Source organism: Paenarthrobacter nitroguajacolicus (assembly GCF_031455195.1).
Taxonomy (GTDB): domain Bacteria; phylum Actinomycetota; class Actinomycetes; order Actinomycetales; family Micrococcaceae; genus Arthrobacter; species Arthrobacter nitroguajacolicus_D.
Genome location: NZ_JAVDSH010000001.1, coordinates 526,379 through 550,181, shown reverse-complemented (window position 1 = coordinate 550,181; position 23,803 = coordinate 526,379). Strand labels below are relative to the sequence as shown.

At 62.3% G+C, this 23,803-nt stretch carries 22 protein-coding genes; 12 read left to right on the top strand and 10 right to left on the bottom strand.

What is annotated here, in order from left to right; genetic code table 11:
* Positions 1-8 precede the first annotated feature (8 nt).
* Positions 9-431 (bottom strand): Hsp20/alpha crystallin family protein, encoded by a 423-nt coding sequence (locus J2Y68_RS02585; RefSeq protein WP_309989296.1) that lies wholly within the window; start codon positions 429-431, stop codon positions 9-11.
* Between the two features lie 460 nt (positions 432-891).
* Positions 892-1,893, bottom strand: coding sequence for a zinc-dependent alcohol dehydrogenase family protein (locus J2Y68_RS02580; RefSeq protein ID WP_309989293.1), 1,002 nt, complete (start codon positions 1,891-1,893; stop codon positions 892-894).
* A gap of 342 nt (positions 1,894-2,235) precedes the next feature.
* Between J2Y68_RS02580 and J2Y68_RS02575 the strand changes: the two genes are divergently transcribed.
* The 5 genes from J2Y68_RS02575 to J2Y68_RS02555 all read left to right on the top strand — a co-directional run bounded on the left by J2Y68_RS02575 (position 2,236) and on the right by J2Y68_RS02555 (position 6,648).
* Positions 2,236-3,240 carry an ANTAR domain-containing protein gene (locus J2Y68_RS02575; RefSeq protein ID WP_309989290.1) on the top strand — a complete coding sequence of 335 codons (1,005 nt, stop codon included), beginning with the start codon at positions 2,236-2,238 and terminating at the stop codon, positions 3,238-3,240.
* A 105-nt stretch (positions 3,241-3,345) separates the two neighbouring features.
* Entirely contained in the window at positions 3,346-4,674 is a 1,329-nt protein-coding gene (locus J2Y68_RS02570) for a sensor histidine kinase (protein WP_309989288.1), read from the top strand.
* Positions 4,675-4,752: 78 nt separating this feature from the next.
* On the top strand, positions 4,753-5,217 hold the full coding sequence (locus J2Y68_RS02565) for a universal stress protein (RefSeq protein ID WP_309989285.1): 465 nt from the start codon (positions 4,753-4,755) through the stop codon (positions 5,215-5,217).
* A gap of 94 nt (positions 5,218-5,311) precedes the next feature.
* On the top strand, positions 5,312-5,755 hold the full coding sequence (locus tag J2Y68_RS02560) for a pyridoxamine 5'-phosphate oxidase family protein (protein ID WP_309989282.1): 444 nt from the start codon (positions 5,312-5,314) through the stop codon (positions 5,753-5,755).
* A gap of 41 nt (positions 5,756-5,796) precedes the next feature.
* Positions 5,797-6,648 (top strand): universal stress protein, encoded by an 852-nt coding sequence (locus J2Y68_RS02555; protein ID WP_309989280.1) that lies wholly within the window; start codon positions 5,797-5,799, stop codon positions 6,646-6,648.
* An 86-nt stretch (positions 6,649-6,734) separates the two neighbouring features.
* On the opposite strand, the gene J2Y68_RS02550 is transcribed toward J2Y68_RS02555, so the two are convergent.
* From J2Y68_RS02550 to J2Y68_RS02540, 3 genes are all read right to left on the bottom strand, one after another.
* On the bottom strand, positions 6,735-7,652 hold the full coding sequence (locus J2Y68_RS02550; RefSeq protein WP_309989279.1) for a universal stress protein: 918 nt from the start codon (positions 7,650-7,652) through the stop codon (positions 6,735-6,737).
* A gap of 90 nt (positions 7,653-7,742) precedes the next feature.
* Positions 7,743-9,146 (bottom strand): MBL fold metallo-hydrolase RNA specificity domain-containing protein, encoded by a 1,404-nt coding sequence (locus tag J2Y68_RS02545; protein ID WP_397334639.1) that lies wholly within the window; start codon positions 9,144-9,146, stop codon positions 7,743-7,745.
* An 80-nt stretch (positions 9,147-9,226) separates the two neighbouring features.
* A complete protein-coding gene (locus tag J2Y68_RS02540; RefSeq protein ID WP_309989276.1) occupies positions 9,227-9,589 on the bottom strand; it encodes an SPW repeat protein in 363 nt (120 codons plus the stop codon).
* 228 nt (positions 9,590-9,817) lie between these two features.
* Between J2Y68_RS02540 and J2Y68_RS02535 the strand changes: the two genes are divergently transcribed.
* Positions 9,818-10,510, top strand: coding sequence for a response regulator transcription factor (locus J2Y68_RS02535; RefSeq protein WP_309989273.1), 693 nt, complete (start codon positions 9,818-9,820; stop codon positions 10,508-10,510).
* 51 nt (positions 10,511-10,561) lie between these two features.
* On the opposite strand, the gene J2Y68_RS02530 is transcribed toward J2Y68_RS02535, so the two are convergent.
* Entirely contained in the window at positions 10,562-12,283 is a 1,722-nt protein-coding gene (locus J2Y68_RS02530) for a GAF domain-containing sensor histidine kinase (RefSeq protein WP_309989272.1), read from the bottom strand.
* 170 nt (positions 12,284-12,453) lie between these two features.
* Here J2Y68_RS02530 and J2Y68_RS02525 point away from each other — a divergent pair, with 170 nt between their 5' ends.
* From J2Y68_RS02525 to J2Y68_RS02510, 4 genes are all read left to right on the top strand, one after another.
* Positions 12,454-12,924 (top strand): pyridoxamine 5'-phosphate oxidase family protein, encoded by a 471-nt coding sequence (locus tag J2Y68_RS02525; protein ID WP_309989270.1) that lies wholly within the window; start codon positions 12,454-12,456, stop codon positions 12,922-12,924.
* Positions 12,925-12,992: 68 nt separating this feature from the next.
* On the top strand, positions 12,993-13,457 hold the full coding sequence (locus J2Y68_RS02520) for a pyridoxamine 5'-phosphate oxidase family protein (RefSeq protein ID WP_309989265.1): 465 nt from the start codon (positions 12,993-12,995) through the stop codon (positions 13,455-13,457).
* A gap of 72 nt (positions 13,458-13,529) precedes the next feature.
* Positions 13,530-14,597, top strand: a complete 1,068-nt coding sequence (locus J2Y68_RS02515; protein WP_309989263.1) for a zinc-dependent alcohol dehydrogenase family protein — start codon at positions 13,530-13,532, stop codon at positions 14,595-14,597.
* A gap of 24 nt (positions 14,598-14,621) precedes the next feature.
* Positions 14,622-16,568, top strand: a complete 1,947-nt coding sequence (locus J2Y68_RS02510; RefSeq protein WP_397334638.1) for a heavy metal translocating P-type ATPase — start codon at positions 14,622-14,624, stop codon at positions 16,566-16,568.
* On the opposite strand, the gene J2Y68_RS02505 is transcribed toward J2Y68_RS02510, so the two are convergent.
* Entirely contained in the window at positions 16,507-16,929 is a 423-nt protein-coding gene (locus tag J2Y68_RS02505) for a pyridoxamine 5'-phosphate oxidase family protein (RefSeq protein ID WP_309989260.1), read from the bottom strand. The genes J2Y68_RS02510 and J2Y68_RS02505 overlap by 62 nt on opposite strands.
* A 203-nt stretch (positions 16,930-17,132) precedes the next feature.
* On the opposite strand from J2Y68_RS02505, the gene pta reads away from it, so the two are divergent.
* Positions 17,133-19,211 carry a phosphate acetyltransferase gene (gene pta, locus J2Y68_RS02500; protein WP_309989258.1) on the top strand — a complete coding sequence of 693 codons (2,079 nt, stop codon included), beginning with the start codon at positions 17,133-17,135 and terminating at the stop codon, positions 19,209-19,211.
* Here the strand turns inward: pta and J2Y68_RS02495 are convergent.
* Both J2Y68_RS02495 and J2Y68_RS02490 read right to left on the bottom strand, forming a co-directional pair.
* Positions 19,208-19,666, bottom strand: a complete 459-nt coding sequence (locus tag J2Y68_RS02495; protein WP_309989256.1) for a universal stress protein — start codon at positions 19,664-19,666, stop codon at positions 19,208-19,210. The genes pta and J2Y68_RS02495 overlap by 4 nt on opposite strands.
* A gap of 53 nt (positions 19,667-19,719) precedes the next feature.
* Complete coding sequence (locus J2Y68_RS02490; protein ID WP_309989254.1) at positions 19,720-22,332, bottom strand: cation-translocating P-type ATPase; 2,613 nt, start codon at positions 22,330-22,332, stop codon at positions 19,720-19,722.
* 135 nt (positions 22,333-22,467) lie between these two features.
* On the opposite strand from J2Y68_RS02490, the gene J2Y68_RS02485 reads away from it, so the two are divergent.
* Positions 22,468-22,950, top strand: coding sequence for a pyridoxamine 5'-phosphate oxidase family protein (locus J2Y68_RS02485; protein WP_309989251.1), 483 nt, complete (start codon positions 22,468-22,470; stop codon positions 22,948-22,950).
* Here J2Y68_RS02485 and J2Y68_RS02480 read toward each other — a convergent pair.
* A complete protein-coding gene (locus J2Y68_RS02480) occupies positions 22,947-23,771 on the bottom strand; it encodes a universal stress protein (RefSeq protein WP_309989248.1) in 825 nt (274 codons plus the stop codon). The genes J2Y68_RS02485 and J2Y68_RS02480 overlap by 4 nt on opposite strands.
* Between the last annotated feature and the right edge of the window lie 32 nt (positions 23,772-23,803).

Genomic DNA, 23,803 nt, shown 5'->3' with positions numbered 1-23,803 from the left:
CCAAACACCTACCCCCTGGTGATGGGAATCTTTGACGTGGATGAAACAGAGGACTGGTCCGGGATGGGTGCGCGCACTTCAAGGACGCCGTCCGTGTAAGACGCTGTCACATCGCTTTCCTGCACTCCATCGGGCAGCGGCACGCGCCGGAAGAACGATCCGTACCGGAACTCGGAACGATAACTGTCCTTTTCCTTCTGCTCCTTCTTCTCCTGCTTCTCCGCCTTAATGGTCAGTGCCCCGTCCGAGACGGTGATCTCAGCGTCTTTGTCAGGATCGATCCCCGGCAGCTCGGCCCGGACCACCAAGGTATTGCCATCAACGACTTCCTCTACCCTGATGGCCCCTGCACCGGCGTCTCCGTCAAAGAGCCGCTCAATAAGGTCAGCAGGGGAGCGGCGCGAGTCGAACCACTTCATTAGATCTGTCATTTCTTCCTCCTGGTCCAGTCATTAGGGGGAGCACCTCCCCGGCACTCCCAGCCTCGTTCGGACGGGCGGGCGCTTCCAGAGTCGAAAGTCCCCTCTGCAGGCGGTCTACGGGACTTTCGTCACTTACCCGGCAGCTGCCAGGTGACGATACTGGGAAAACCCACGGATCCGACGTTGACAGAAGGTGCGATTGAAGTGAATGAGAAGACACCCGGGGCCGGATCCACGCCCGAGGATCGTCCAACGCTGCGCTCCCGGACGGCCGGGAATTTTCGGCGCGGCAAGGCCAACCGAGGCATCGCAGCAACGTTGCTCCAAGGAAGTCCGGCAGTACAGAGGATGCTGCGGGTCGGTCAGCGCCGGGAGGATGCCGAAGCCAAGCTGGAGAAACGATTGCATGGAGGCCAACCGGAGGATCGGAAAGCGGCACATACAGTGGAAGCCGAACGTCCAGGGCAGGTCAGCGGATCTTCAGAACGGCCGCCCCGGTGATTCGGTCGTTTGCCAGGTCGTCGAGCGCCTGATCCGCCCGCATGAAGTCGTACAGCGTTGTGGTTGGGGTCAGTGTCATCTCCGCGGCAAGGGCCAGAAGTTCAGCGCCGTCGGCCCGGGTATTGGCGGTAACACTCCGTATCTGGCGCTCGTAGAACAAATCCTTGCCGTAGTTGAGCGAAGGAATATCCGTCAGGTGTATTCCTGCGATGGCCAGGGTCCCTCCGCGATCCAAGGATCTCAGAGCGACAGGCACCAAGTCACCGGCCGGTGCGAAGAGTATCGCAGAGTCGAGCGGGACGGGCGGGCGGTCGAAGGTTCCTCCCACATACGCTGCACCCAAAGACCGGGCCAGGGCTTGTGCCTCCGCGGACCGTGTCATGACGTACACGGAGGCCCCTTGGCCAATGGCAATCTGAGCCGTGATGTGGGCTGAACCCCCAAAGCCGTAGATTCCGAGACGGCCACCATGGGGAAGGGCGGACCGCTTGAGGGCCCGGTAACCAATAATCCCGGAGCAGAGGAGGGGAGCGGCCTGCTCGTCTGTGAAGCCCGGGGGAACGGGATAGACGAAGTCTTCATTGGCCGTCATCATGTCGGCGTATCCGCCGTCGCGATCCCATCCTGTGAACGTCGGGGCGAGGCAAAGATTCTCCTTGCCGCGGCGGCAGTAGGCACACGTTCCGCAGGTGCCACCGAGCCATGCGACTCCGACGCGTTGACCCACCGCAAACCTGCTGCTGCTGGACCCGCTCTCAAGGACGGTGCCCACAGCCTCATGGCCGGGAACAACGCCGGCGCTGCGTGGTGGCAGATCCCCCTCGGCCAAGTGCAGGTCAGTGCGGCAGATACCGCACACATTCACCCGGATCAGCAGCTCTCCAGTCACCGGGCGGGGGTCTTCCCGTTCCCCCAGGACCAAGGGCTGTTTACTTATTGGCGCCGGTTTATTCACCCTCCACGCAAGCATTGTCCAGACTCCTCCTTCAGTACCGCAGAGTGTCGAGCAGTACCTCCATGCGTCGAGATTTGCACGCCAACGCGGACTCGAACAGAGCCGAAAGTCACGTTCAAAGCCCGGAAGCATGTCGGAAGTGGCTATGGTCATCCCATCGAAAAGCGAGGGCAGAACATTCCGGGACCTGTTCCAGGACACGGGGTGGCGATAGGCTTAACGGGGTCTCGTAACATATAGGACCACCGGGCTTCGGCGAAGGCCGGTGGGTCACAGTCGGCGCCGGATTGCGGGGACAGCGCTGATAACCCGGGCCCGGAGGTCCATCCGGGCCGGACTGTTTGGAAGCTGGCCACTATGTCAGGACACTTTGAGGTCTTTACCGATCGCGATTCTCACATCCGCTATCGCCTTGTTTCCCCCAGCGGCACAGTTCTGCTGGAGTCCGGTTCCTACCCGGACAAACTGGCTGTGGCGGAAGCGATCGCTCAGGTGCGCGAGTGCGCGGGAACCGGGCTCATCCACGACGGCGATGTCAACGCCGGTTCATTGGCGGCTTCAGGCACAACACGGCTTTCCGGAAGGGCGGGGGGCCGGAAACATGCAGGGGCTGTCCTCACACGTGAGGGGCCTCGCGCGACAACTGTGGCATCCCGGGTCGAGCATGCCGAACTGGACCTGGAAAGTGAAGACATCGACGAACTCCTTTCCCAACTGGCAGCCAAGGCTCAGGCCGCGCTCGGAGACCAGCGTCCCAGTGTTGACTGCGGGATCAGCGTTCATCGGGCCAAGCGTGCGTCCAGCAGCGCCAGCACCGGAGCATTATGTGCGTCACTGATGGAACTGCAGGGGCGGTTCAAAGAGGGTCCTGGGCCAAAGGCCTTGGCCGAATCCCACGCCGTTGTGGTTCCGGATCTGGCCCAGGGTGGTCCCTGGCCCCGGTTGCGCCGTGCAGCCCAGGCCCAAGGAATCAGGTCCGTAGTGGTTGTGCCATTGTGGGCCGGTGAGCAGGGCGATGCGGTGCTCAGCGCTTGTTCGGGTCGTCCCAACGAGTTCTCTGATGACGAGATCCTCACCCTCGAAAGGTTCGGGGCAGAAATTTCCAGACGACTCCGGCCTGCGCTGCGTGTGGCCGCCCTGGCCGAAACACTGCAGGACCTCTACGCCGCCATCGCCAACAGGACACCCATCGACGTGGCCGTCGGCATCGTCATGGCCCAGAACCGCTGCGACCAGGGTGCTGCCATGGACATCATCCGCAGGGCATCAACCTCCCGCAACGTCAAAATAAGGGATCTTGCAGGAACCATCATCGCCGCAGTCTCCGGACACGAGGCCGTCACAGCGCACTTCGAACCTTAGTCCGGACCATGGCCGGTGGTGTTGCAGGGAGCCTGTTCTTGACAGGGGCCAGTTGCCCTAGACTCAACCACAGGACACTGGCGGAGCGTTGCAAGGGAGTCCGCTTTGACGAGCGATAAGCACCACTGGAGACCTCCGGCCGACGGCCGCCTGGAAACCCTCCTTCGCCAATTTGTGGAGCGTGCCCACGAGTTGTTGTATGCCCAGGAGCAAATGAACGGTTTGCTGGCAGCCGTGGTCTCGATTGCCGAAGACCTCAGCCTGGAGGCTGTACTTGACCGGGTGGTCAAGTCTGCGTGCGTATTGGTGGATGCACGGTATGGGGCCTTGGGCGTCATCGGCGAAGACCAGCGTTTGAGCCATTTCATTACGGTAGGCATTGACGACGACGGCATCAGGTCCATCGGTGACCTTCCCACCGGCCGCGGCGTACTGGGCCACCTCATCCGCGAGCCGGAGCCGCTTAGACTTCATGATTTGCATCGGCATCCCATGGCTGTGGGCTTTCCGGAGAACCATCCACCGATGAAGACCTTCCTTGGCGTGCCCATCCGGGTGCGTGACGTCGTTTTCGGCAACTTATACCTCACGGAGAAAAGCAACGGGCAGGATTTCTCGGCCGCAGATCAGGAGCTGGCGATCGCCCTGGCGGCGGCGGCTGGCGTAGCTATCCAAAACGCCCGCCTGTTCGATGAGAGCCGCTGCCGACAACGATGGCTGGAAGCGGGAATTGACTTGGGCAGCCGCTTGATTGCCAGCCAGTTCGACGAAGATTTTGGAAACCTGGATCGTGTAGCGGAAGCCGCGCTGCGGGCCTCCGACTCGGCATTGGGCGTGGTCGCAGTGCCTGCGGGCGGCAAAATATTGCGTTGCCGGTCCGCTGTCGGGGTGCAGGGCGTCTACCCGGGGAAAGAACTTCCGGTTACGGATGCCGTGGCCTCGGTACTGGCCACTGGGGAATCCGACATTGTGCAGGACCCCGTTGAGGTGTTCGGGGCCGAAGTGTCGGACAAGCTGGGACCCGTGTTGATTTTCGCGCTCGGTCACAGGGGAACTGAGAACGGGGTCCTGCTGCTGGCCCGTCCCGCCGGCGGGCGGCTGTTTACGCGTACGGATATTGAATCAAGTGAGCTCTTTGGCAGCAGGGTCGGGCTTGCCCTGGATCTGGCACGCGTGAGTGCGCTTCGGGAACAGTCGCTGCTGCTGACCGACCGCGAACGGATCGCCCGCGACCTCCACGATTTGGTGATCCAGCGGTTGTTCGCTGCCGGCCTGGGGATCCAGAACCTGCGACGCTTCATGGGCGACCCCTCGGCCTTGGACCGGATGGAAAATTTGACGTCGGAGCTCGATGACACCATCCGCACCCTTCGCCGGACGATTGAGCAGCTTCGCTCGGAAGGCTCCCGGGACAACCCGACCGTTGCATCGTGACCTAAGACTCTGGTCGACGTCGGCATTTCAAGGGTAGTTTGCAGCAGACAGGAAGGTTGGTTCGGCGAAAGGACGGTCATGGACCGCGTGGATTCGACGGGAAAGATCATCGTCGGAGTTGACGGCTCCGAGGCATCCATCACTGCTCTCCGCGTAGCCCAACGGCTCGCCGTGCCCCTGGGCGCCGAGGTGGTAGCCACGGCCTTTTGGGAGTATCCGCGTGTGTACGACGGCTACGTGGCCATGGGCATAACGGATTTCGAGAAAGCCGCAGGAGAGATCCTTGACAAGGCTGTGGAAAAGGCGTTTGGGCCCGCACTTCCGGACAATGTTGTCTCCCGCCTCGTCCGGAATCATCCCAGGCAAGGTCTCATTGAGGTCAGCCGCGAAGCAGACATGATCGTGGTTGGACGTCGCGGACATGGTGGCTTTGGAGGGTTGCTGCTCGGCTCTGTCAGCTCGGCGTGTGTGGCGCACGCCCATTGCCCGGTCCTCGTGGTCCACAACCCGGATAAGGAGGCATCAGGGCAGACCGAACCGTAGCTCGGGGCCTTTAGGCCCTACACCGTTTGGGTGGGGCTTCATAGGCTCTCAATGAAGGAAGAGAGCCACGGCGCACGCTACGAAAGGATGAGCGATGACCCTGCCCAGAATGGAACCAGGCCGGATAGATGGGGCCCGGCACGTCAATGAGGATCTCGGGGAAGGACAATGTTGGGAGCTCCTGCGTTCACGGACAACCGGCAGGGTCGGTTTTGTGCACCATGGCAGGGTCATGATCCTTCCCGTCAACTACCTGGTCCATGAGAACAGCATCTACTTCCGTACCTCTGCTGACGGCATGATCGGCACGCCGGTCGCCAGACTGCAGGTATCGTTCCAGGTGGATGATTTCCGGTCGGACCGCAGTGAAGGATGGTCCGTGCTGGTCAGCGGCCCGTTCTCCCGTGTAGTCGAGCCCGCGTTGCTCACCCAACTTTGGGGAAAGGCCAGGGTTGAACCGTGGGCAGGTGGAGGGCGAGACCTTTTCGTCCGGATTCAGCCCGCAGAGGTCACGGGCAAGCACGTCTACTTGGCTTGAGAGCGGCTGCCTTCCACTTTTGATGTGTCAGGGACGCTGCGATGAATGAGAAGGAACGGGTCGTTGTCGGGTACGACGGCTCGGACGCGGCGGGCAAAGCTGTACAGTGGGCTGCCATGCAAGCTCACAGGAGCGGTTGCCTGCTCAATGTGGTGCATTGTTCGCTATGGCCGGTCATTACCCACAACATGGGACCGGTTCCGGGGATAGCTGGCAGCGGTCTGAGACATGCTGCGGAGTCGATTGTTTCCGACGGGGTGGCACTCGCCCGTGAAGTGTCGGCAGACACGCAAATTGCCACGAGCCTGGTCTATGGGTGGCCGGCTGAGAACCTCCGCAAACTGGCGGCCACAGCTTCCCTCCTGGTCGTCGGCACCCGTGGTGCGCAGGGATTTTCGGGATTGTTGATTGGGTCGGTCAGCCTCGAGCTGGCGTCCACGGCAGCCTGTCCCGTGGCCGTCGTCGGAGGTTCGGAACGACCCCATGGGCCGGTCGTCGTCGGCGTGGCTGACGAAGGCTGGGAGGCCACCCTCCGCTATGCGGCGAACTTCGCTTCTTTGGTCCACGCTGTGCTCAAAATCGTGCATGTCCATAGACACCACGCATTTCACCATGATGCTTTCTACGAAGCCGGCGTTGCCGAAAAGCGGGCGTTGCTCGACTCGGCCTCGCGGTCAGTACGCAACACCTGGCCGGGCCTGGAGGTCCAGGACCACCTCCTGCAGGGAACCTCCGTGGCGGGAGCGCTGGTGGGGGCGGCGGGGGATGCCCAGGTTGTGGTCGTGGGCAGCTCTGCTCAAGGAACACTGAGTGGCAGCTTTGGCTCAACCGCCCATGCGGTTCTCCATCATGCTGGCTGTCCGGTCATAGTCGTCAGGCACCCGCCGGCCTGATAGCAGGGAATGACGGGTGTCCGGCAATGGATATGGCGGAGGCCCTGGACCACAGCGGCTGAACCACTGCGCCAGGGCCACCCGGCCTATTCGGAGTGCTTCACCGTATGAAGGCGCGTGATGATGGTCGGACAGGGGATTTTGCCAAGCACCGCATGCGCCGTGGATCCGAGCAGCAGGCGTTTGAAGGCGCCATGGCCCTTGCTGCCGACAACCAGCAGGCGCGCAGTGGCCGCATGTGCGAGCAGTGCTTCAGCCGGCCGCATCCGGGTTTCGAGGACTTGGTGGATCGCGAGGTCGGGATAGGTATCCGCCAGGCCCGCAACTGTTTCCGCCAAGACTACGCGCTCTTGTTCGGCAACGAGTTCGGAGTAGTTACCCGGGGGCATGCCGCGGCTCACCACAGGTTCAGGTAGATGGAAGGCGTGCAGCACAGTCAGCTCCTGGCCTGTCCGATCCGCCTCTGCGGCTGCGAACTGGACCGCCTGCGTCGATTCTTCCGAGCCGTCAACACCGACCAGGACGCCGTGCCGATTCGACATGTCATGCTCGCCGATGACCGCCACCGGGCACTGGGCCACCGTGGCAACCTGCAAAGCACGGTCCGTCAGAGAACCACCAACCCAACCGTGCCCGGAGCCGACCACTACCATGGCGGCCTTCTTGGACTTCTTCCCCAGGGCGTAGCCCGACCCCCCTGAGACCAGGTCGGTCGAGATTTCCACCGTTGGTTCCAGTTTACTGGCGCGGTCTTTGGCGGCGGCGAGTAAAGTCTCGCCGGACTCCCTGATCCATTCGTTGTATCCGACGGCGTCGTACGCCCAGCGGTCGTCGACGGCGTGGACAAGTTGCACGGGCAGTTTCAGGGCCGCAGCCCTCTGCATGGCCCACCGTACTGCGGCGTCACTGCTGGGCGAATCGCTGACACCAACGACAATTGCTTCCTTCATGGCTGTCCCGTTCTTCTTGGATATGTCCCGGAGCGCTGGGTCCGGGGGTTGCATGTCCAGTTTCCTGTCTCCCTTCTCCGGGAGTTAGGGCCGGAAGTCCCGCTGTTGGACCTTGATTTTCAACCAACGTCCATGGCGGTACGGCTAATCCGGGGCATCCAGGCTGACCTCTTCCAAGTACTCCGGGACCCGTGCACTCCACCCGAGATCGCGCTTGATGCGTAAACGCAACGCGTCGGAGGCTTCCGGCTCCCCATGGGTGATGTAGGTCATTGCCGGCGCCTGCGGTGCGGAGCGCATCCACTCGATGATCGCGTCCGCATCGGCATGGGCACTGAACCCCTCCAACTGAACCACTTCGGCCCGCAGCGGGACATCCCTTCCATAGATCCTGATTTCGCGGGCACCGGTGGCAAGGGCAGCACCCCGTGTTCCAGCTGCCTGATAGCCGCTCAGGACAAGAGCATTCCTGGGATCGGAACCGTAGGCTTCGATGTGGTGCAGAATCCGGCCACCTGTGAGCATTCCGCTGGCGGAAATAATGATCATCGGGCCTCCGCGGAGGTTGAGAAGTTTCGAGTCATCCACGCTGCGGGTCATTGTGGCCAGCCGGTACATGCTGGTGAATTCCTCAGGACGCAGCCGGTGCTCCTCAGGATGCTGTTGGTACATGTAGGAGGCGTCGATGGCCATGGGGCTGTTAAGGTAGACCGGCACATCCGGAATGAGTCCCTTGTGCCGGAGCCGGGACAGTTGGAGCATCAGTGTTTCTGCGCGCCCGACAGCGAACGCCGCTATCAGAATCACGCCGCCTCGTTTGGTGACCCTGTTGACGACCTCAGCCAGTTCGTGCTCTTGGCTGCCCTTTGGATGGAGCCGGTTGCCGTAGGTGGACTCTGTTACCAGGACGTCCACGGCTCCAAGTTTGCGCGGCGGGTACATGAACGGATCATCCGTCCTGCCCAGGTCTCCAGTGAAATGGGCTGACCGCCCTCCCATCTGGAGCTGGATTTGGGCTGCCCCCAGGATGTGTCCGGCCGGGACGAACGTTGCCTGGACCCCGGGGGCGACATCGATGGTTCTGTCGAAGTCGACGGGCCTGAAGCTGTTAAGCGACTTGACGGCATCAGCAGCCGTGTAGAGGGGAAGGGCAGGTTTGTGCACCGAGGAACCGGTCCGGCCTGCGTAGCGGGCTTCCTCTTCCTGAAGGTGTCCGCTGTCGGGCAGCAGAAGTTTGCAGAGCTGCTCGGTTCCGTGCGTGGAGTAGACAGGGCCGCGGAATCCGTCGCGGACCAGGGAAGGGAGGTAGCCGGTATGGTCCAGGTGGGCATGGGTCAGGACAACGGCGTCAACGGAAGACGGCGAGATCGGGAAGGGCCGCCGGTTGCGTTCGCGGAGCAGTTTGTAGCCTTGAAAGAGTCCACAGTCCACCAGTACCCGTGAGCCCATGAACTCAATGAGATACCGCGAACCCGTGACGGAGTCCGTTGCGCCGAGGAAGCGAAGCCTGGCTGCGTGCTTGTTCTGCATGGTGACCTGTCCGCTCATTCGGTCCGGCTGGAAAAGGGGAAAGCAAGCGGGTAAGCATCTGGCGCCGAGCGGTGCTCAGGCGCCAGATTTTCCATTGGTTATGCCGAAGGCATGACGTGGTGGTGCCGGTATTCCTCCGTGCTGGGTTTTATCGCCAATGCGGTAACTACCAAGGCAACCGCCCCTGGAATCCAGGCGCTCCACGCTGCGCCCGTAGCTGATGTGAAACCAGCAACCCACGGAGCCAGAAGCAAGGCCACAGCAATAATGGCCTGCCCCCACTCAGCGGCGGGCATCCCGGGAACGGCCAGGTTAACGACTCCTCCGATGACCAGGAGAATGCCCAAGGTGACCATTACCGCCGTCGAGGATCCAGTTTGCGTGGTCCACAGCACTGAGAGGGCCGCGTAGGCTCCAGCGGCGACCACTGTCCAGTCCTGCCATCGCGTCCATTTCTTCATGGTGATACTGCTCCTTTTTCTTTGATGGAACCACCAAGCTCCTGCATGGTGGCGTCCGGTCTTCCCGTATTTCCAGCGTCCGTTGAATCGCGGTACGGCAACAGGGCCGAAAGTCACGAAGGTTGTGCAGGGTCATTTGGCCCTTGTAACCCGATGAACACGTCGGCAACAATTTGGAGGTGTTCAAAGATCGGCATGTGCGGTGCCGCCCCCGCCGGAGAGGAAATCATGAATCGTTTTGAGGAACCCGGCCCGACGGACGTCTCGGCGAAGCCAATCCGTGTGTTCATCCTCGATGACCATGAATTGGTTCGTCGGGGTTTGCAGGAACTGCTGGAAACTGAAGGTTTCGAAGTCGTTGGTATGTCCGGTTCAGCGGAAGAAGCGACGCGCAGAATACCGGCCCTCCGTCCCGACGTCGCCGTCCTGGACGCGCGGCTGCCTGACGGAACCGGGATTGAGGTCTGCCGGGACGTCCGGTCTGTCGACCCAGCGCTGAACTGCCTCATCCTGACCAGTTACGACGACGAGCAGGCGCTGCGGGGTGCCGTACTGGCCGGTGCGGCGGGCTACATCCTCAAAGAAATCGGGGGCACTGACCTTCTGGGTGCGCTGCGGCGGGCAGCGAAGGGCGAATCCTTGTTCAATGAGGACGTCAAAGCGCGGATTGTCCGCGGACTCACTGAACCAAAGAAGCTTGATCCCCGGGTTGCGTCCCTGACTCCACAGGAAAGGCGGGTCCTGGAGTTCGTGGGGCGGGGCCTGACCAACCGTCAGATCGGCGAGGAGATGCTGCTGGCGGAAAAAACCGTCAAGAATTACGTGTCGTCTTTGCTGGCAAAGCTTGGATTCGAACGCAGGACCCAAGCCGCCGTCTTCATGGCCAATGCGCCGGGCGAGAATGCCGGCAAAGGCCGTTGATGCCGGTCTCGGCGCAATCGAACGGTGTTTGACAACGCAGCGAAGGAATCCTCAGCGCAGAGGGACGGTCCACGTCAGGGATGTCCCCTTGCCAGGCGTACTGGTGATGATGCACGAACCGTTGAGTTCCGCCGCTCTGCGGACCATGTTGTCCAGTCCATTTCCGGAGCCCGTTTCGCTGAAGCCGCAGCCATCGTCCGCCAACTCCATCGTCAATGCGTTCTCTTCCACAGCAACGGAGACGGTGATTCTTTCCGCGCCGGAATGGCGCACGGCGTTGCTGAGGCTTTCGGTCAGGACCGCCAGGAGATGCTCCACCAGCAGATCGTCTTCGAGGGAATCAATCGCGCCTGTCAACGTCAGGTGCGGTGCGTGGGTGAGCGCTTTGGCTCCTGTTTGGATGGTCTGCATGATGCGGGTACTCAGGAGCTCGCGATCCTGTCCGGTGGCCCGGAGGGAGTAGATGGTGTTGCGGAGGTCCCTGATGCTGGTGTCCAGTTCGTCCGTGATGGCGTTGATGCGTCCTTCGACCGACGGTGCTGCGCCAAAGCGGCGCAAACTTTGAATGCTGAGTCCTGCGGCAAAAAGCCGTTGAATGACCAGGTCGTGGAGGTCCCGCGCAATTCTGTCCCGATCGGAAAAGACCACCTGTTGTTCGCGAAGGCGGTGGATGCGGTCCAGGGCGAGGGCCAAGGCAATGTGTGAACCGTACACCGACGCCATCTCAACGTCGGTGGTGGAGAAAGCTCCCGCGCCGGATGAACGGCCAAGGACCAGGATCCCCTGGTGGTCGCCCTGGGCGCTGAGGTCCACTGCCAGCAGGGTTCCCGGCTGCCCGGCCCCGTCGACGGCGAGGAGCCGCCATGGGTCCTGGACGGTCGAGGACGATCCATCGGTGCGGCCTTGTATGCCAATGGAGGCCAGGGACAGGACCCGCCCTTTAACAAGATTGCCGGCATCGGCCGCGCCAGCATCCCGGCCGGCATGGCCTTCAACGCTGTAGTCACCGGCCTGCTCTGCTGAAGGCAGCAGCACCAGGGCCAGTTCTGCTCCGGATTCGCGCATTGCCCTTTCCGCGATCAGGTCCAGGGACGCACTTTCAGGCTGGCTGTCGTCGAGCATCCTGCCGGTGATCTCCATGCAGGCTTCCAGCCATGAGGTCCGCTTGCGGGCGTCTTCGTAGAGGCGGGCGTTCTCGATGGCCACCCCGGCTGCTGCGGCGAGGGCGACGGCCAGATCCTCGTCCTCGGGAGTAAAGTCTTTTCCGCCGTCCTTCTCCGTCAAATAGAGGTTTCCGAAGACCTTCTCGCGGACCCGGACAGGCACTCCAAGAAATGACTTCATCGGCGGATGATGCGTGGGAAAACCGTAGGCGTTCGGATGCCGGCTGAGATCGTGCAGCCGCAGCGGCACGGGATCAGTAATCAGCAGCCCCAGGACTCCGTGCCCGGTGGGGAGCGGGCCGATGCCGCTTGCCAGGTCTTCCTCGATGCCAACTGTGATGAAGTGGCTGAGTCCGCCGTCTTCGCCTATCACTCCCAAGGCTCCGTACCGCGCCCGGAGCAGGTCGCAGGCTGAAGCAACCACCCGTTGGAGTACGGACTCCAAGCCCAGGTCTTCGGCCACTGCCACCACGGCCTCGAGAAGACCGCGCGTTCTTTCCTGGGCCTGGAGCAATTCTCCGGCCCGCGCCACGAAGTCCTTGAGGAGTTCCTCCAGCGGTACGCCCGGAAGGCCCGCCGATGTGCCGTGTTGGTCCCGGGAATCGTTCATCGCTGCCTTCCACCAAGGCCGGCGACCCTCTCCGAGGCATCCCGGCTCCTTGGGTGCCAGCCTACTCCGGGACTCGTTGGGCCTGCCATCAGCGGCTCACCCCATCAGCCGATCAGCCAGGGGGCCTTTGTGCCCTGTCCCGGAACCGCGGGCTGGCCTAGTGTCATCGCATGATGAACAAACCTGCAATTCCCGAGGCGGAGAACCTCGACACCAACCAATGCTGGCAGCTCCTCCGCAGTGTCTCAGTTGGGCGCCTGGCCGTTTGGGCAGCCGACCACCCTGACATTTTTCCGATCAACTACAAGGTCGATCACGGAACGTTGGTATTCCGCACTGGCGAGGGCACCAAGCTGCACGCCGCCCTTGGCGCGACCCCCGTTGCTGTCGAAGCCGATGGCGTCGATTCCGACACCGGCGTAGCTTGGAGCGTCGTCGTCAAGGGAACAGCTGAAAGCATCAAACTCACGCAGGAAGTGCTGGACACCGTCGGTTTGCTGCTCTTCCCATGGCAAGCGGGCAGGAAGGACCATTTTGTCCGCATCATCCCTACGTCCATGACAGGACGCCGCTTCAAAGTCACTCCGCCGCTGACGTGGTGGAGCCCCTTGGATGACGCTACCCGCGCATCCCTGGAGTAGCGAAGCATCCGCTGGCCCGGGACCAACGGCCCTAACGACGTCGACCTGCCGCCGTTAGCGTCAAGACCATGAAGACCAAGGCTTCCGCCGTCGTTGAACGGCTTGCACCGGATGAATGTTGGGACCTTTTGGACCAAACCAACGTTGGCCGTCTTGCCGTTCTGGTTGACGGACACCCTGACATCTTTCCAGTGAACTACGTCCTGGACGGTGACAGCATCGTCTTTCGTACCGGGGCGGGCACGAAATTCTGGAGCACACTGACCACCCCGTGTGCAGTGGAAATTGATGGTTACAAGGCCCTCAGCGGCAAAGCCTGGAGCGTCGTGGTCCGCGGACGGACACACTTGATCCTGGACCGGCAGGAACGGGCTGATGTTGATGCGCTGGGCCTGGATCCCTGGCAGCCCGGCTCCAAGAACTGCTACCTGCGCCTGACTCCCGAAGCTATTACCGGCCGACGTTTCAAGACCAAACGCCCTGACCTTTGGGCAACGCCGTTGAACGACGCACGTACCGACGTATTCCACTGAACCACAGTATAAGCGCCTTGCACGCCTGCTGGCCGGGTACTGTTGCTGGGCCCTGAAGGACGGATCAAAACCATGAAAGCACTCGTCTACGGCGGGCCCGGCGTCAAAGCGTGGAAGGACGTGCCGGATCCAGTCATTACCGAACCGACGGACGCGATCGTGCGCATCGACACGACCACGATCTGTGGAACCGATCTGCACATTCTCAAGGGCGACGTACCCGCAGTGCAGCCTGGACGCATCCTTGGCCATGAGGGTGTAGGCACCATCACCGAAGTCGGCAGTGCCGTCAGCGGAATCAGCCTGGGCGACCGCGTTATCATTTCATGCATCAAGTCCTGTGGACACTGCGTCAATTGCCGGAAGGGTCTCTTCTCGCATTGCCTCGGCAGTGAAGGACAACCGGGCACCGGTTGGATCTTCGGGCATCTCATTGATGGAACACAGGCCGAGTACGTTCGCGTTCCCTACGCTGGGAACTCCCTCCACAAGCTCCCGGGTGGCGTCAGCGACGACGAAGCCGTCATGCTCTCCGATATCCTTCCCACCGCATTTGAAATCGGTGTGCTGGACGGTCGGGTAGCGCCCGGCGACATTATTGCCGTGGTGGGCGCCGGGCCGATAGGACTCGCTGCCATGGCGACTGCAGGACTCTGTGGAGCTTCCACGATTATCGCCATCGACCCGGATGAAAGCCGCCTCGCGCGTGCAGTGGATTTCGGGGCAACCCATACTGTCAATCCCGGCAACCCGCAATGGGACAGCGAGGTCCTGGCCCTCACCGACGGTGCCGGTGTCGACGTGGCCATGGAAGCCGTGGGACTGCCGGAGACGTTCGGGATGACCCTGCGCCTGGTTCGCCCCGGCGGCAGCGTGGCCAACATCGGTGTGCACGGCAAGCCGGTGGAACTGCCCCTCCAGGATCTCTGGATTCGGAACATCAACATCAGTATGGGATTGGTCAACACAAACACCACCCCCATGCTGTTAAGGCTGGTTGCCCAGCACAAGCTGCCCGCAGATAAGTTCGCCACCCACCACTTTGCCCTGGACCAGATCATTGACGCCTATGACACTTTCTCCCGGGCGGCCGAAACGGGGGCCTTGAAAGTAGTCCTCACCAGGGACGCCCATGCTTAATCACTCACCGCAGGGGGTCCTTTGGTGACGCTGGTCTTCCGATTCCCACTGGTCGCCGGCACGGTGCTTGCCATGCTGGCAGTGGCGGCCTTGCTGGCCAGCGGCCTCAGGGATGCGGCCCAAGGTGTGGCGACCATTTATGCACTCTCCATTGCGCTCTACAGGGCAGGGGCCATGGTCAAAGGCCTTTTCCGTGGACGGTGGGGCATTGACCTGCTGGCAGTCACTGCCATCTGTGCCACCGCCGCTGTAGGGGAGTACATAGCGTCGTTGGTCATAGTCCTCATGCTGACCGGTGGCGAGGCCCTTGAGGACTTTGCCCACGGCCGCGCGTCCAAGGAACTCCGTGCCCTCCTGGAGCGTACCCCGCGTCACGCCCACCGTGAAGTGGAGGGCGGGGGCGTGGAGGATATCGGCGTCGACGCTGTCGTTCCGGGCGACCTGCTCCTGGTTAAGCCCGCTGAAACTGTCCCGGTGGACGGCAGGCTGCTCTCCGACGTCGGGACCTTTGACGAATCTGCGCTGACAGGCGAGAGCCTGCCGGCGGAACGACTGACTGGCGAGATGCTCCTTAGCGGTTCCGTGAACGGGGCCAACGCCATCCGGATGGTGGCCACGGCTTCGGCAAGCAACTCCCAATACAGCCAGATCATCGCCCTTGTCAGGGAAGCAGCGGAGAGCCGTGCACCTACGGTCCGCCTCGCAGACAGGTATGCCGTTCCCTTTACCCTGGTCGCCTTTGTCCTCGCCGGGGTGGCATGGTGGCTCAGCCAGGATCCAGTCAGGTTTGTGCAAGTGCTGGTAGTTGCGACACCCTGCCCGTTGCTGATTGCTGCTCCGGTCGCTTTCCTTGCCGGTACCAGCCGAGCCGCCAAAGCAGGCATCATCGTCAAGAATGCCGGAACCTTGGAGCAGCTCAGCCGTGTGAAGACGGCCGTCTTCGACAAAACCGGGACACTCACACAAGGCCGGCCCGTCCTGACGGGGATACACGTTGCAGCCGGCTGTGGACTGGCCCCGGACAAGCTGCTGCAACTCGTGGCATCAGCTGAGCAGTACTCTTCGCACGTTTTCGCCGCATCTGTCATGTCGTCAGCCCGCGAGCGCGGGCTATCGCTCCTGCCGGCGACGGATGCAAGCGAGCACGCCACCCACGGTGTCAGCGCGGATGTCGGCTCCGCCACGGTGGTTGTGGGAAAGCCGGCGTTCGTCGAGAGCCACACGACAGGGTTTGAGAGGACGCCCCTGGAAGGGGGGCAGCTGGCGGTCTACGCAGGCGTCGGGGGCGAGTTTGCAGGGACGCTCATCATGAGCGATCCGCTTCGGCCAAATGCTGTGGAGACGCTGGCGGAACTCGCACGTCTGGGTGTCCGCCACACCATGCTTTTGACCGGAGACGCCGTGTCCACCGCCCAGCACATTGGGAAGGCTGCAGGCGTTGACGATGTTGTGGCCGAATGTCTCCCGGCGGACAAAGTTGCCGCCGTTAAAGCTTTGCCACTGCGACCGGTCATGATGGTGGGCGACGGCGTCAATGACGCCCCGGTGCTGGCGGCGGCCGACGTCGGCATTGCCATGGGTGCCAAGGGCACCACGGCAGCAAGCGAGTCTGCCGACGTGGTGATTATGCTCGATGACATCTCGCGGGCCGCGCTCGCCGTGGATATCGGGCAATACACGATGAAGATCGCCCGCACGAGTATCTGGACGGGTATCCTCCTAAGCTTGGGGTTGATGGTGGTGGCTATGGCTGGAGTGATCCCTGCTGTGGCCGGGGCGTTGCTCCAGGAGTTCGTGGACTTGGCCACAATCCTGAATGCGCTGAGGGCTCTGGGCTCGCGTTCGAAGGCAGCCGGGCGCGTGAAAGCACCCCGGCCCGAACGCACCGTCAGTGCCCCGGACCCCTCCGTCAGTAGCGCTCGGGCTCGTCCCCAAGTTCGAAGTGACGGCCGTGGACCTTCGTGGGAGTGATTTCCACGTACGTGTACTTGCGGGTAGGGATCCACGGTTTGAGGGGGAGTTTGTCAGCTTCGTCGATTTCAGTCTGCGACTCGATCACCCGGGCCTTGCCTTTGAGGACCACGCTCCATGCTTCAGAGTCGACGATTTCCTCAACCTCGAAGGCCACTTTCTCGTTGACGGTCAATTCGGCGAGTTTGGTTCCAGGGTTTGTCCTCAGGAGCAAACGTCCTTCGTGGGCAATGAAGTTCAACGGGTAAATGTCCGGCTCTCCCAAGACACTGACGGCCAAGCGACCATGCTGGTTCCGTTCAACGACTTTCCATGAGTCGGCTTCGGATAGGACAGTGCCTGGTCGTTCGTCGTTTTCCATGGTGTTCTCTCCTGAACCTGACGTAGGGGCCCACAGCGCCGGAACGGCATCTGTCAGCTGATGTCCGTGAGCCTATGGCCGGCGGCGTTGCCCTAACAGGGCCGAAGGTCCCGCGGGCGGACATCATGACCTTTGGCTCTGGCGTTCGGGGCGGTCCCAAGGGAAGCTAAGGAGCAGTCCAAAGTGACGTGTAAGGGAGGCACATGGTCCAGGGTGTTTACGTTGCTTCCGTGGTTCCAGGTTCCGGGAAATCCCTGGTGGCTTTGGGCTTGGCCGATGCGCTGCATCGACGCACAGGCCGCCTGGGATTCTTCCGGCCCTTCGTCAATGAGGCCGACCCGCAGCAGGATCCCTTTATTGGCATGCTGCGGCGCCTCTATGGATTGGAACCGTCACGCTGTCGGGGCGGCATTCCCTTGGCGACGGTGAAGGCCGAGGTTGCTGCCGGGCTGGAAGATGATGTGTTGTCGCGGGCGCTGACGGAATACGCGGAAGTTTCGGAAGGGTGCGATGCAGTCATAGTCGATGGTTCGGAGCTCCGTGGGAACGACTCTGGCAGGGAGCTTGACCTCAATGCCCGGCTGGCTCGCAACCTGGGTCTTCCTGTCTTGGCGGTTGTCGGCGCACAGCAGCTCTCGGCTGATGAAGCGGCGATCGCAGTGAAAGCTGCCCTTCGACAATTCGAAGCAGAACGTTGTCCTGTTCTTGCGGTGGTGGTCAACCGTGCAGACGTCGGGACAGCGGGCACCGTCCTTAACGCCGTCCGCCGCGCGGCAGGGGAGATTCCCGCATATGTGATCCCGGAAGTGGCCCAAATTTCGACCCCGACTGTGGCGGATGTAGCTGCAGTAATGGGGCTCGCTCCCGTCTCAGGCAGCACGGAACTGGACCGTGATGTGGGAAGGATCAGCCTGGCAGCAATGACGGTGGATAATCTCCTGGTGACGCTCAAGGGCGGCGACCTCGTGGTTGTGGCCGGGGATCGATCCGACCTTATGGTGGCTTGCTTGGCCTCCTCGCTGACAGCTGACCTTCCGACGCCGGCGGGAATCATCCTGGCAGATGGTTTGGTTCCAGGTGAATCGGTGTTGCGGCTGTTGGCTCATGCCCCTTTTCCTGTCTTTAGGGTGTCCATGGAGGCTTATCAGGTAGCGCGCGATGCTGCCGGGGTGCGCAGTGAGATTCATACTGGGGAGAGCCGCCGCAAACTGGCAGCGGCCTTGGGTGTGTGGTCCGGCCATGTCGATGAAACCGGGATGCGGAACCGGTTGGCCCTTCCCCAACCTGCAACCATGACGCCATTGCGGTTCCTCAATGCCTTGGTTGCAAAGGCGCGTCAACAGGAGCGGAGAATTGTGCTGGCGGAGGGCAGCGACACGCGGGTCTTGAGGGCAGCGGAGATCCTTCGCCGGCGGGGTGTCTGCAAGGTAACGGTATTGGGCAGCGTTGCGGCGGTGCAGGAACTTGCCGAGACCCACGGCATAGATGTCAGCGGCGTACAGATTCTCGATCCTGCCGGATCACCGTTGAGGGAACGTTTCGCCGCGGAATACTGCCGGTTGAGGTCCCACAAGGCCATGACCATGGAACGCGCCAGGGAAATCATGCTGGACGGGGCGTACTTTGGCACCATGATGGTGCACTTGGGGGAGGCCGATGGCATGGTCTCCGGGGCCGCCCATACGACGGCCAACACCATCCGGCCAGCGCTGGAATTCATTAAGGGCCGCGACGGCGCGGGCCTGGTCTCCTCGGTGTTCTTCATGCTGTTTCCGGACCGGGTGTTCGTCTATGGCGATTGCGCTGTAGTTCCCGAGCCGAGCGCCGATCAACTGGCGGCCATCGCCATCGCATCTGCTGATACGGCCTCCCGTTTCGGCGTCGAGCCGAGGGTGGCCATGCTCTCCTATTCGACCGGCGGTTCAGGGTCAGGAACGGCCGTGGAAAAAGTCCGACGGGCAACCGAACTGGTCAAGGCCCTGCGGCCGGATCTTCCCGTGGACGGGCCGTTGCAGTATGACGCTGCCGTGGACGCCACGATCGCCAGTTCCAAGCTGCCGTCGTCGGCTGTGGCGGGGAAGGCGACCGTCTTCATCTTCCCCGACCTCAACACCGGCAACAACACCTATAAGGCGGTGGAGCAGTCTTCTGGTGCTGTCGCCGTCGGACCGATTCTGCAGGGGCTGCGACAACCCATCAACGACCTCTCCAGGGGCTCAACCGTAGAGGACATCATCAACACGGTGGCCATTACGGCCGTCCAGGCACAGAATGACGGCTAACCCTCGTCCTCCGATGTCACCACGACGACGGGGCAGTGGGCGTGGGCTGCGCAGGCCCGGCTGACCGATCCCATCGCCTGGCCCAGGAAGCCTCCCGCACCATGCCTGCCTATGACCAGCAGTTGGGCATCACGGCTTTCCTCGACCAGGACTTTGGCAGGTTCGCCAAACTTGACGGTGACCGTGAGGTTCTCCGGCCGGGAATCGCCGAAGGCGCGCTCCACTGCCTCGTTCACCAACCGTATGGCCGTTTCTTCGAGTTCCGAGGTGAACCGGGTCAGCTCCTGCTCCAAACGGGATGTCATGAAGTAATCGGACATGCCCACGCAGGTAATGACGTCGATCTGCCCGCCCAAGGCGTTGGCCATTTGCCCCGCCATTTTGAGAGTTCTTGAAGAGTATTCCGACCCATCGGCGCCAACGACGATGCGATCCGATCGTGAATGTGAGTTCATGGGACCACCCTGCCTTCAGGGCCAATGCCGTGGTAGGGCCAAACGCCCTGTATTTACCGCGCTGCCTCAACCCGCGCGTTGTTCCGGCGACGCAGCCGCTTATACAACCAGTCCACCGCCAGCACACCCGGGATGGCCGTGAAGGCGACGAGCCACCCTACGGCCGGTGGGGGTGCCTGTCCCAGGATTGTTGCCACGGCCGGAACGAAGATGAACAGGGCCAGGGCTGACAGTTCGGCCACGACAGCCCACAGCAGAAGATGATTGGTAAACCAGCCCTGTTTCCACGGAGGCGCCGTCGCGCTGCGGCAGGCGAAGGCGGTGGCGAGCTGGCCCAGGACCACGGCGGCAAAGGCCGCCCCGGAGGCCGACATCAGAACGGCCGGGTTCCACGCTTCGCCCCGGGCCCAGCCGCTGCCAAAGAGGACAGTCGAGAAGGCCGCCATTGCGATCAGGGCCTCCGTTGGACCCATGACGGCGAAAACCCGCACCATGAGACGGCGGTCCAGCAGATGGCGCTTTTCGGGGGGACGCTGGAGGACCCGTTTGCCGGGCGGTTCAGCTCCCAATGCCAGAGCGGGAAGGAGATCCGTCCCTATGTCCAGGGCAAGGATCTGCAGGACGCCTAGGGCGAGGGGGAATTGGCCTCCCGAGAGGGCCCAGATGACGAAGGGTGCCAGCTCCGCCACGTTGTCGGTCAAGTGATATGTCAGGAAGCGGTGAATGTTGGAGTAGGTGGCCCGCCCTTGTTCGATGGCCGCTACGATGGTGGCGAAATGGTCGTCCAGGAGGACCAGGTCCGCCGCTTCGCGGGCCACGTCGGTGCCGCTGAGGCCCATGGCAACGCCGATGTCTGCCTGACGGAGCGCTGGTCCGTCGTTGACGCCGTCACCGGTCATCGCGACCACATGTCCACGCGCCTGCAGCGCTTTGGCCACGCGGAGCTTTTGTTCTGGCGAAACCCGGCTCACCACCACCCCGTCCCGGTCAAGGAGCGCACCCAGCATTTGGTTGTCATCTGGCAGGTCCGAACCCTGAACAACGAGGTTGTCCGGGCCCATGAGCCCAATTTCCCGTGCGATTGCTCCAGCAGTCGACGGATGGTCTCCGGTCATCATGGCAACACGGATCCCGGCACCCCGGGCGGCGGCAATCACGTCCCCCACATCCTGACGGGGCGGGTCGTGAAGCCCAATAAGACCAACAGCCTCCAAACCGCGTTCTGCTTCCTCCACCGGAAGATTCACCCAGTCGGCAGGCTTTCCCGGCAACTGCCTGCGCGCAACGGCGATAACCCGTAAGCCCCGGGCTGCCATGGACTCCACCGCATCGGCCAACTCATGGGCCCCGTGAGAACAGAGCGGCAAAACGGACTCCGGAGCTCCTTTCACGTGAAGCGTGGTGCCCACCAGCACCGACTCCCGTCGCCTGAAGGCATCAAAGGCAAATCGCCGCTCGGGTTCTTCCAACCCCGGCTCGCTGCCGAGCAGACGTCGTGACAGGGCGTCGATGGCGGCCTCCATGGGGTCTCCCACGGCTGTCCATTCGCCCGCCCGCTGGACCGCGCGGCCCTGGGACGCGGCACGTGCACTGAGTGCCACGGTCAGTGCTGCGTCACGGCCCTGGCCTTCGATCCTGGCGTTGGGTCCGTAACCGTCTCCCTGAATTCCCAGCAGTCCCTCTGCGGTATGGACTTCGACGGCGTTCATGCGGTTCTGCGTCAACGTGCCTGTTTTGTCGGTGCAAATGAACGTGGTGGATCCGAGGGTTTCCACGGCCTCCAGGTTTCGGACCAAGGCCTGGCGTTCCGCCATGCGCTGGGCTCCCATGGCCAGGGACAGCGTCACCGTGGGCAGGAGCCCTTCCGGGATCAAAGCCACCGCCACGCCTATGGCGAACAGGAACGAATCGCGCCACACAATGCCCACCAGCAGTGAGACCACAAAGAAGACACCGGCAACGGACAGTGCCACAAATGCGATCAACCGGACGATCCTTCGCAGTTCCATAGTGAGTGGGGTCGGTGGGGAGGTGGTGCCGCTGGTGAGGGCGGCAATGGCGGCGAGCTTGGTGTTACTGCCCGTAGCTGTGACCAATCCTTCGGCTTCTCCGTTGACAAGAAACGTTCCACCCCACGCAGGGTCGTTCCAATCCTTGGGCACTGCTGCGCTTTCGCCTGTCAGCATTGATTCGTCCACGGAGCATCCGGAGGCCGATGTGAGGCGGATGTCTGCAGGTAACCGGTCCCCGGCCGCCAGGATCACAAGGTCTCCGGGGACCAGTTGGCTGGCTTTAATGGTGTGGAGGCTCCCGTCGCGCCGTACCGTCACGTCCGCTGGCAGAAGGTTCTGGAGACGTTCGGCAGCGTGCTGGGCGCGTTCCTGCTGGATGTGCGCAAAGACCCCATTGACGATCACGACAATGATGATGGCCACGCACAGCTGCGGCATTCCGCCGATATAGGCCAAGGCGGCGGCCGCCCACAGCATCAGGGCAAAGAAATGTGTCAGTTCTGCCAGCAGCCTGCGCCATTGCGGGACCTTCCGTGCCGCCGGCAGTACGTTCGGTCCGACGCTGGCCAACAACTCCCTGGCTGTTTCTGAGCTGAGGCCTTCGACACCTGGTGACGTCGAAAGGGGGGCGGAGGGCTGGTTCCCAAGGGACATTGTTACTCCAGGGCTCGGACGCGCGTTCCATGACAGGCTGCACCAAGTGGCCGGGGTCGTCTAGGGCCGAAGGGCACGGTAGGTGGGGGACCTTCTGCCCTATGAGCGTGGGGACGGAGGGGTTAGGCTCGCCCCATGGAGAACACATCGATGGATTCAGACACCAAAGAGCTCAGTGTCCACGACTGCTGGAAGTACCTTCAATCGGTGTCCATTGGCCGGCTCGCTCTCATCAATGGCGAAGAGCCCGAGATCTTTCCAGTGAACTATGTGCCCAATTACGGAACGCTTCTTTTCAGGACGGGACCGGGGACGAAACACGATGCATTGCGTGAAGGAGCGGTGGTAGTTCTGGAAGCCGATGGGTTCAATCGGTATGGAACCGTCGCCTGGAGCGTCATCCTTAAAGGGAGCCCCGAGTTTGTCACCCAGCCCGAAGACATCCAAGAGGCCGTTGAAGCCGGTCTTTCCCCGTGGCAACCAGGAGCCAAAGACATCTTGGTAAGGATCACGCCCCGTGAGATCAGTGGGCGTCGTTTCGTCATCACACCACCGGCGAAATGGTGGCCGCCCATGGATCCCTCCGCTTCTGACGGGCACGACGACGAAACTCGCTAGCTGCCGCGAGCTCCCTTTTCCCCGGCGCGGGTCAGGATCGTGGGGCACTGCACGTGCAACAGCACATGCTGGGCCACGGAACCAAGCAGCACCCGCAGTCCTCCGCGACCCTTGCACCCAATGACCAAAAGCTGTGCGTCCCTGGCCGCATCTACAAGGGCCTCGCCGGGGCCATGGGCAGGGTCCAGCCGGGCCTTGGCCGTAACGCCCGGGTATTGCCGGTTGACACGCTGGAGGGCCACGTCGAGGACATCTGCGTCCCCTGCAAGCTGAGCGTTGGGGCCGGAGGCGTGGATGAGGATCAAATCCTCACCCAAACGCAGGGCTTCCCCCGCTCCGTAATCCATCGCATTGAGTGACTCAGCCGAGCCGTCGACGCCAACTACCACCCCTTCGCGAACCGAAGGCCGGGCCGCGGGGATAACAGCCACATTGCCGGTGCTGGTGACGGCCACTTGGAAGCTCACCGAGCCGTACCCTTGCCCTTCCGTCCCCGGCCCGCAGTCCGTTCCTACCACCACTAATTCATAGTCGCTGGACAGCAGGGCGATCGTTTCGGCGGGTTCACCTGACAACCGATGTTGGGTGACAGCCAACCCGGGGAAGGCTTCTTCCAGCCGTGACGTTTCACTGCCAAGTAAGTCTTCGGCACGCAGCAAGGCCATCTGATGGTCGCTCTGCCGGGGATATGCCCATTCCTTGGGAACGACGTGGACCAAGGCCAAACCCACACCGAGAGAATCCGCGCGTGCAGCAGCCCAGTCGGCCACATGCCCGCTTGCTCGGAAACCGTCCAGGGCGACCAGGATCTGTTTCTTCACGAACCGACGTTCCTTTCGGATTGCCAACGGTG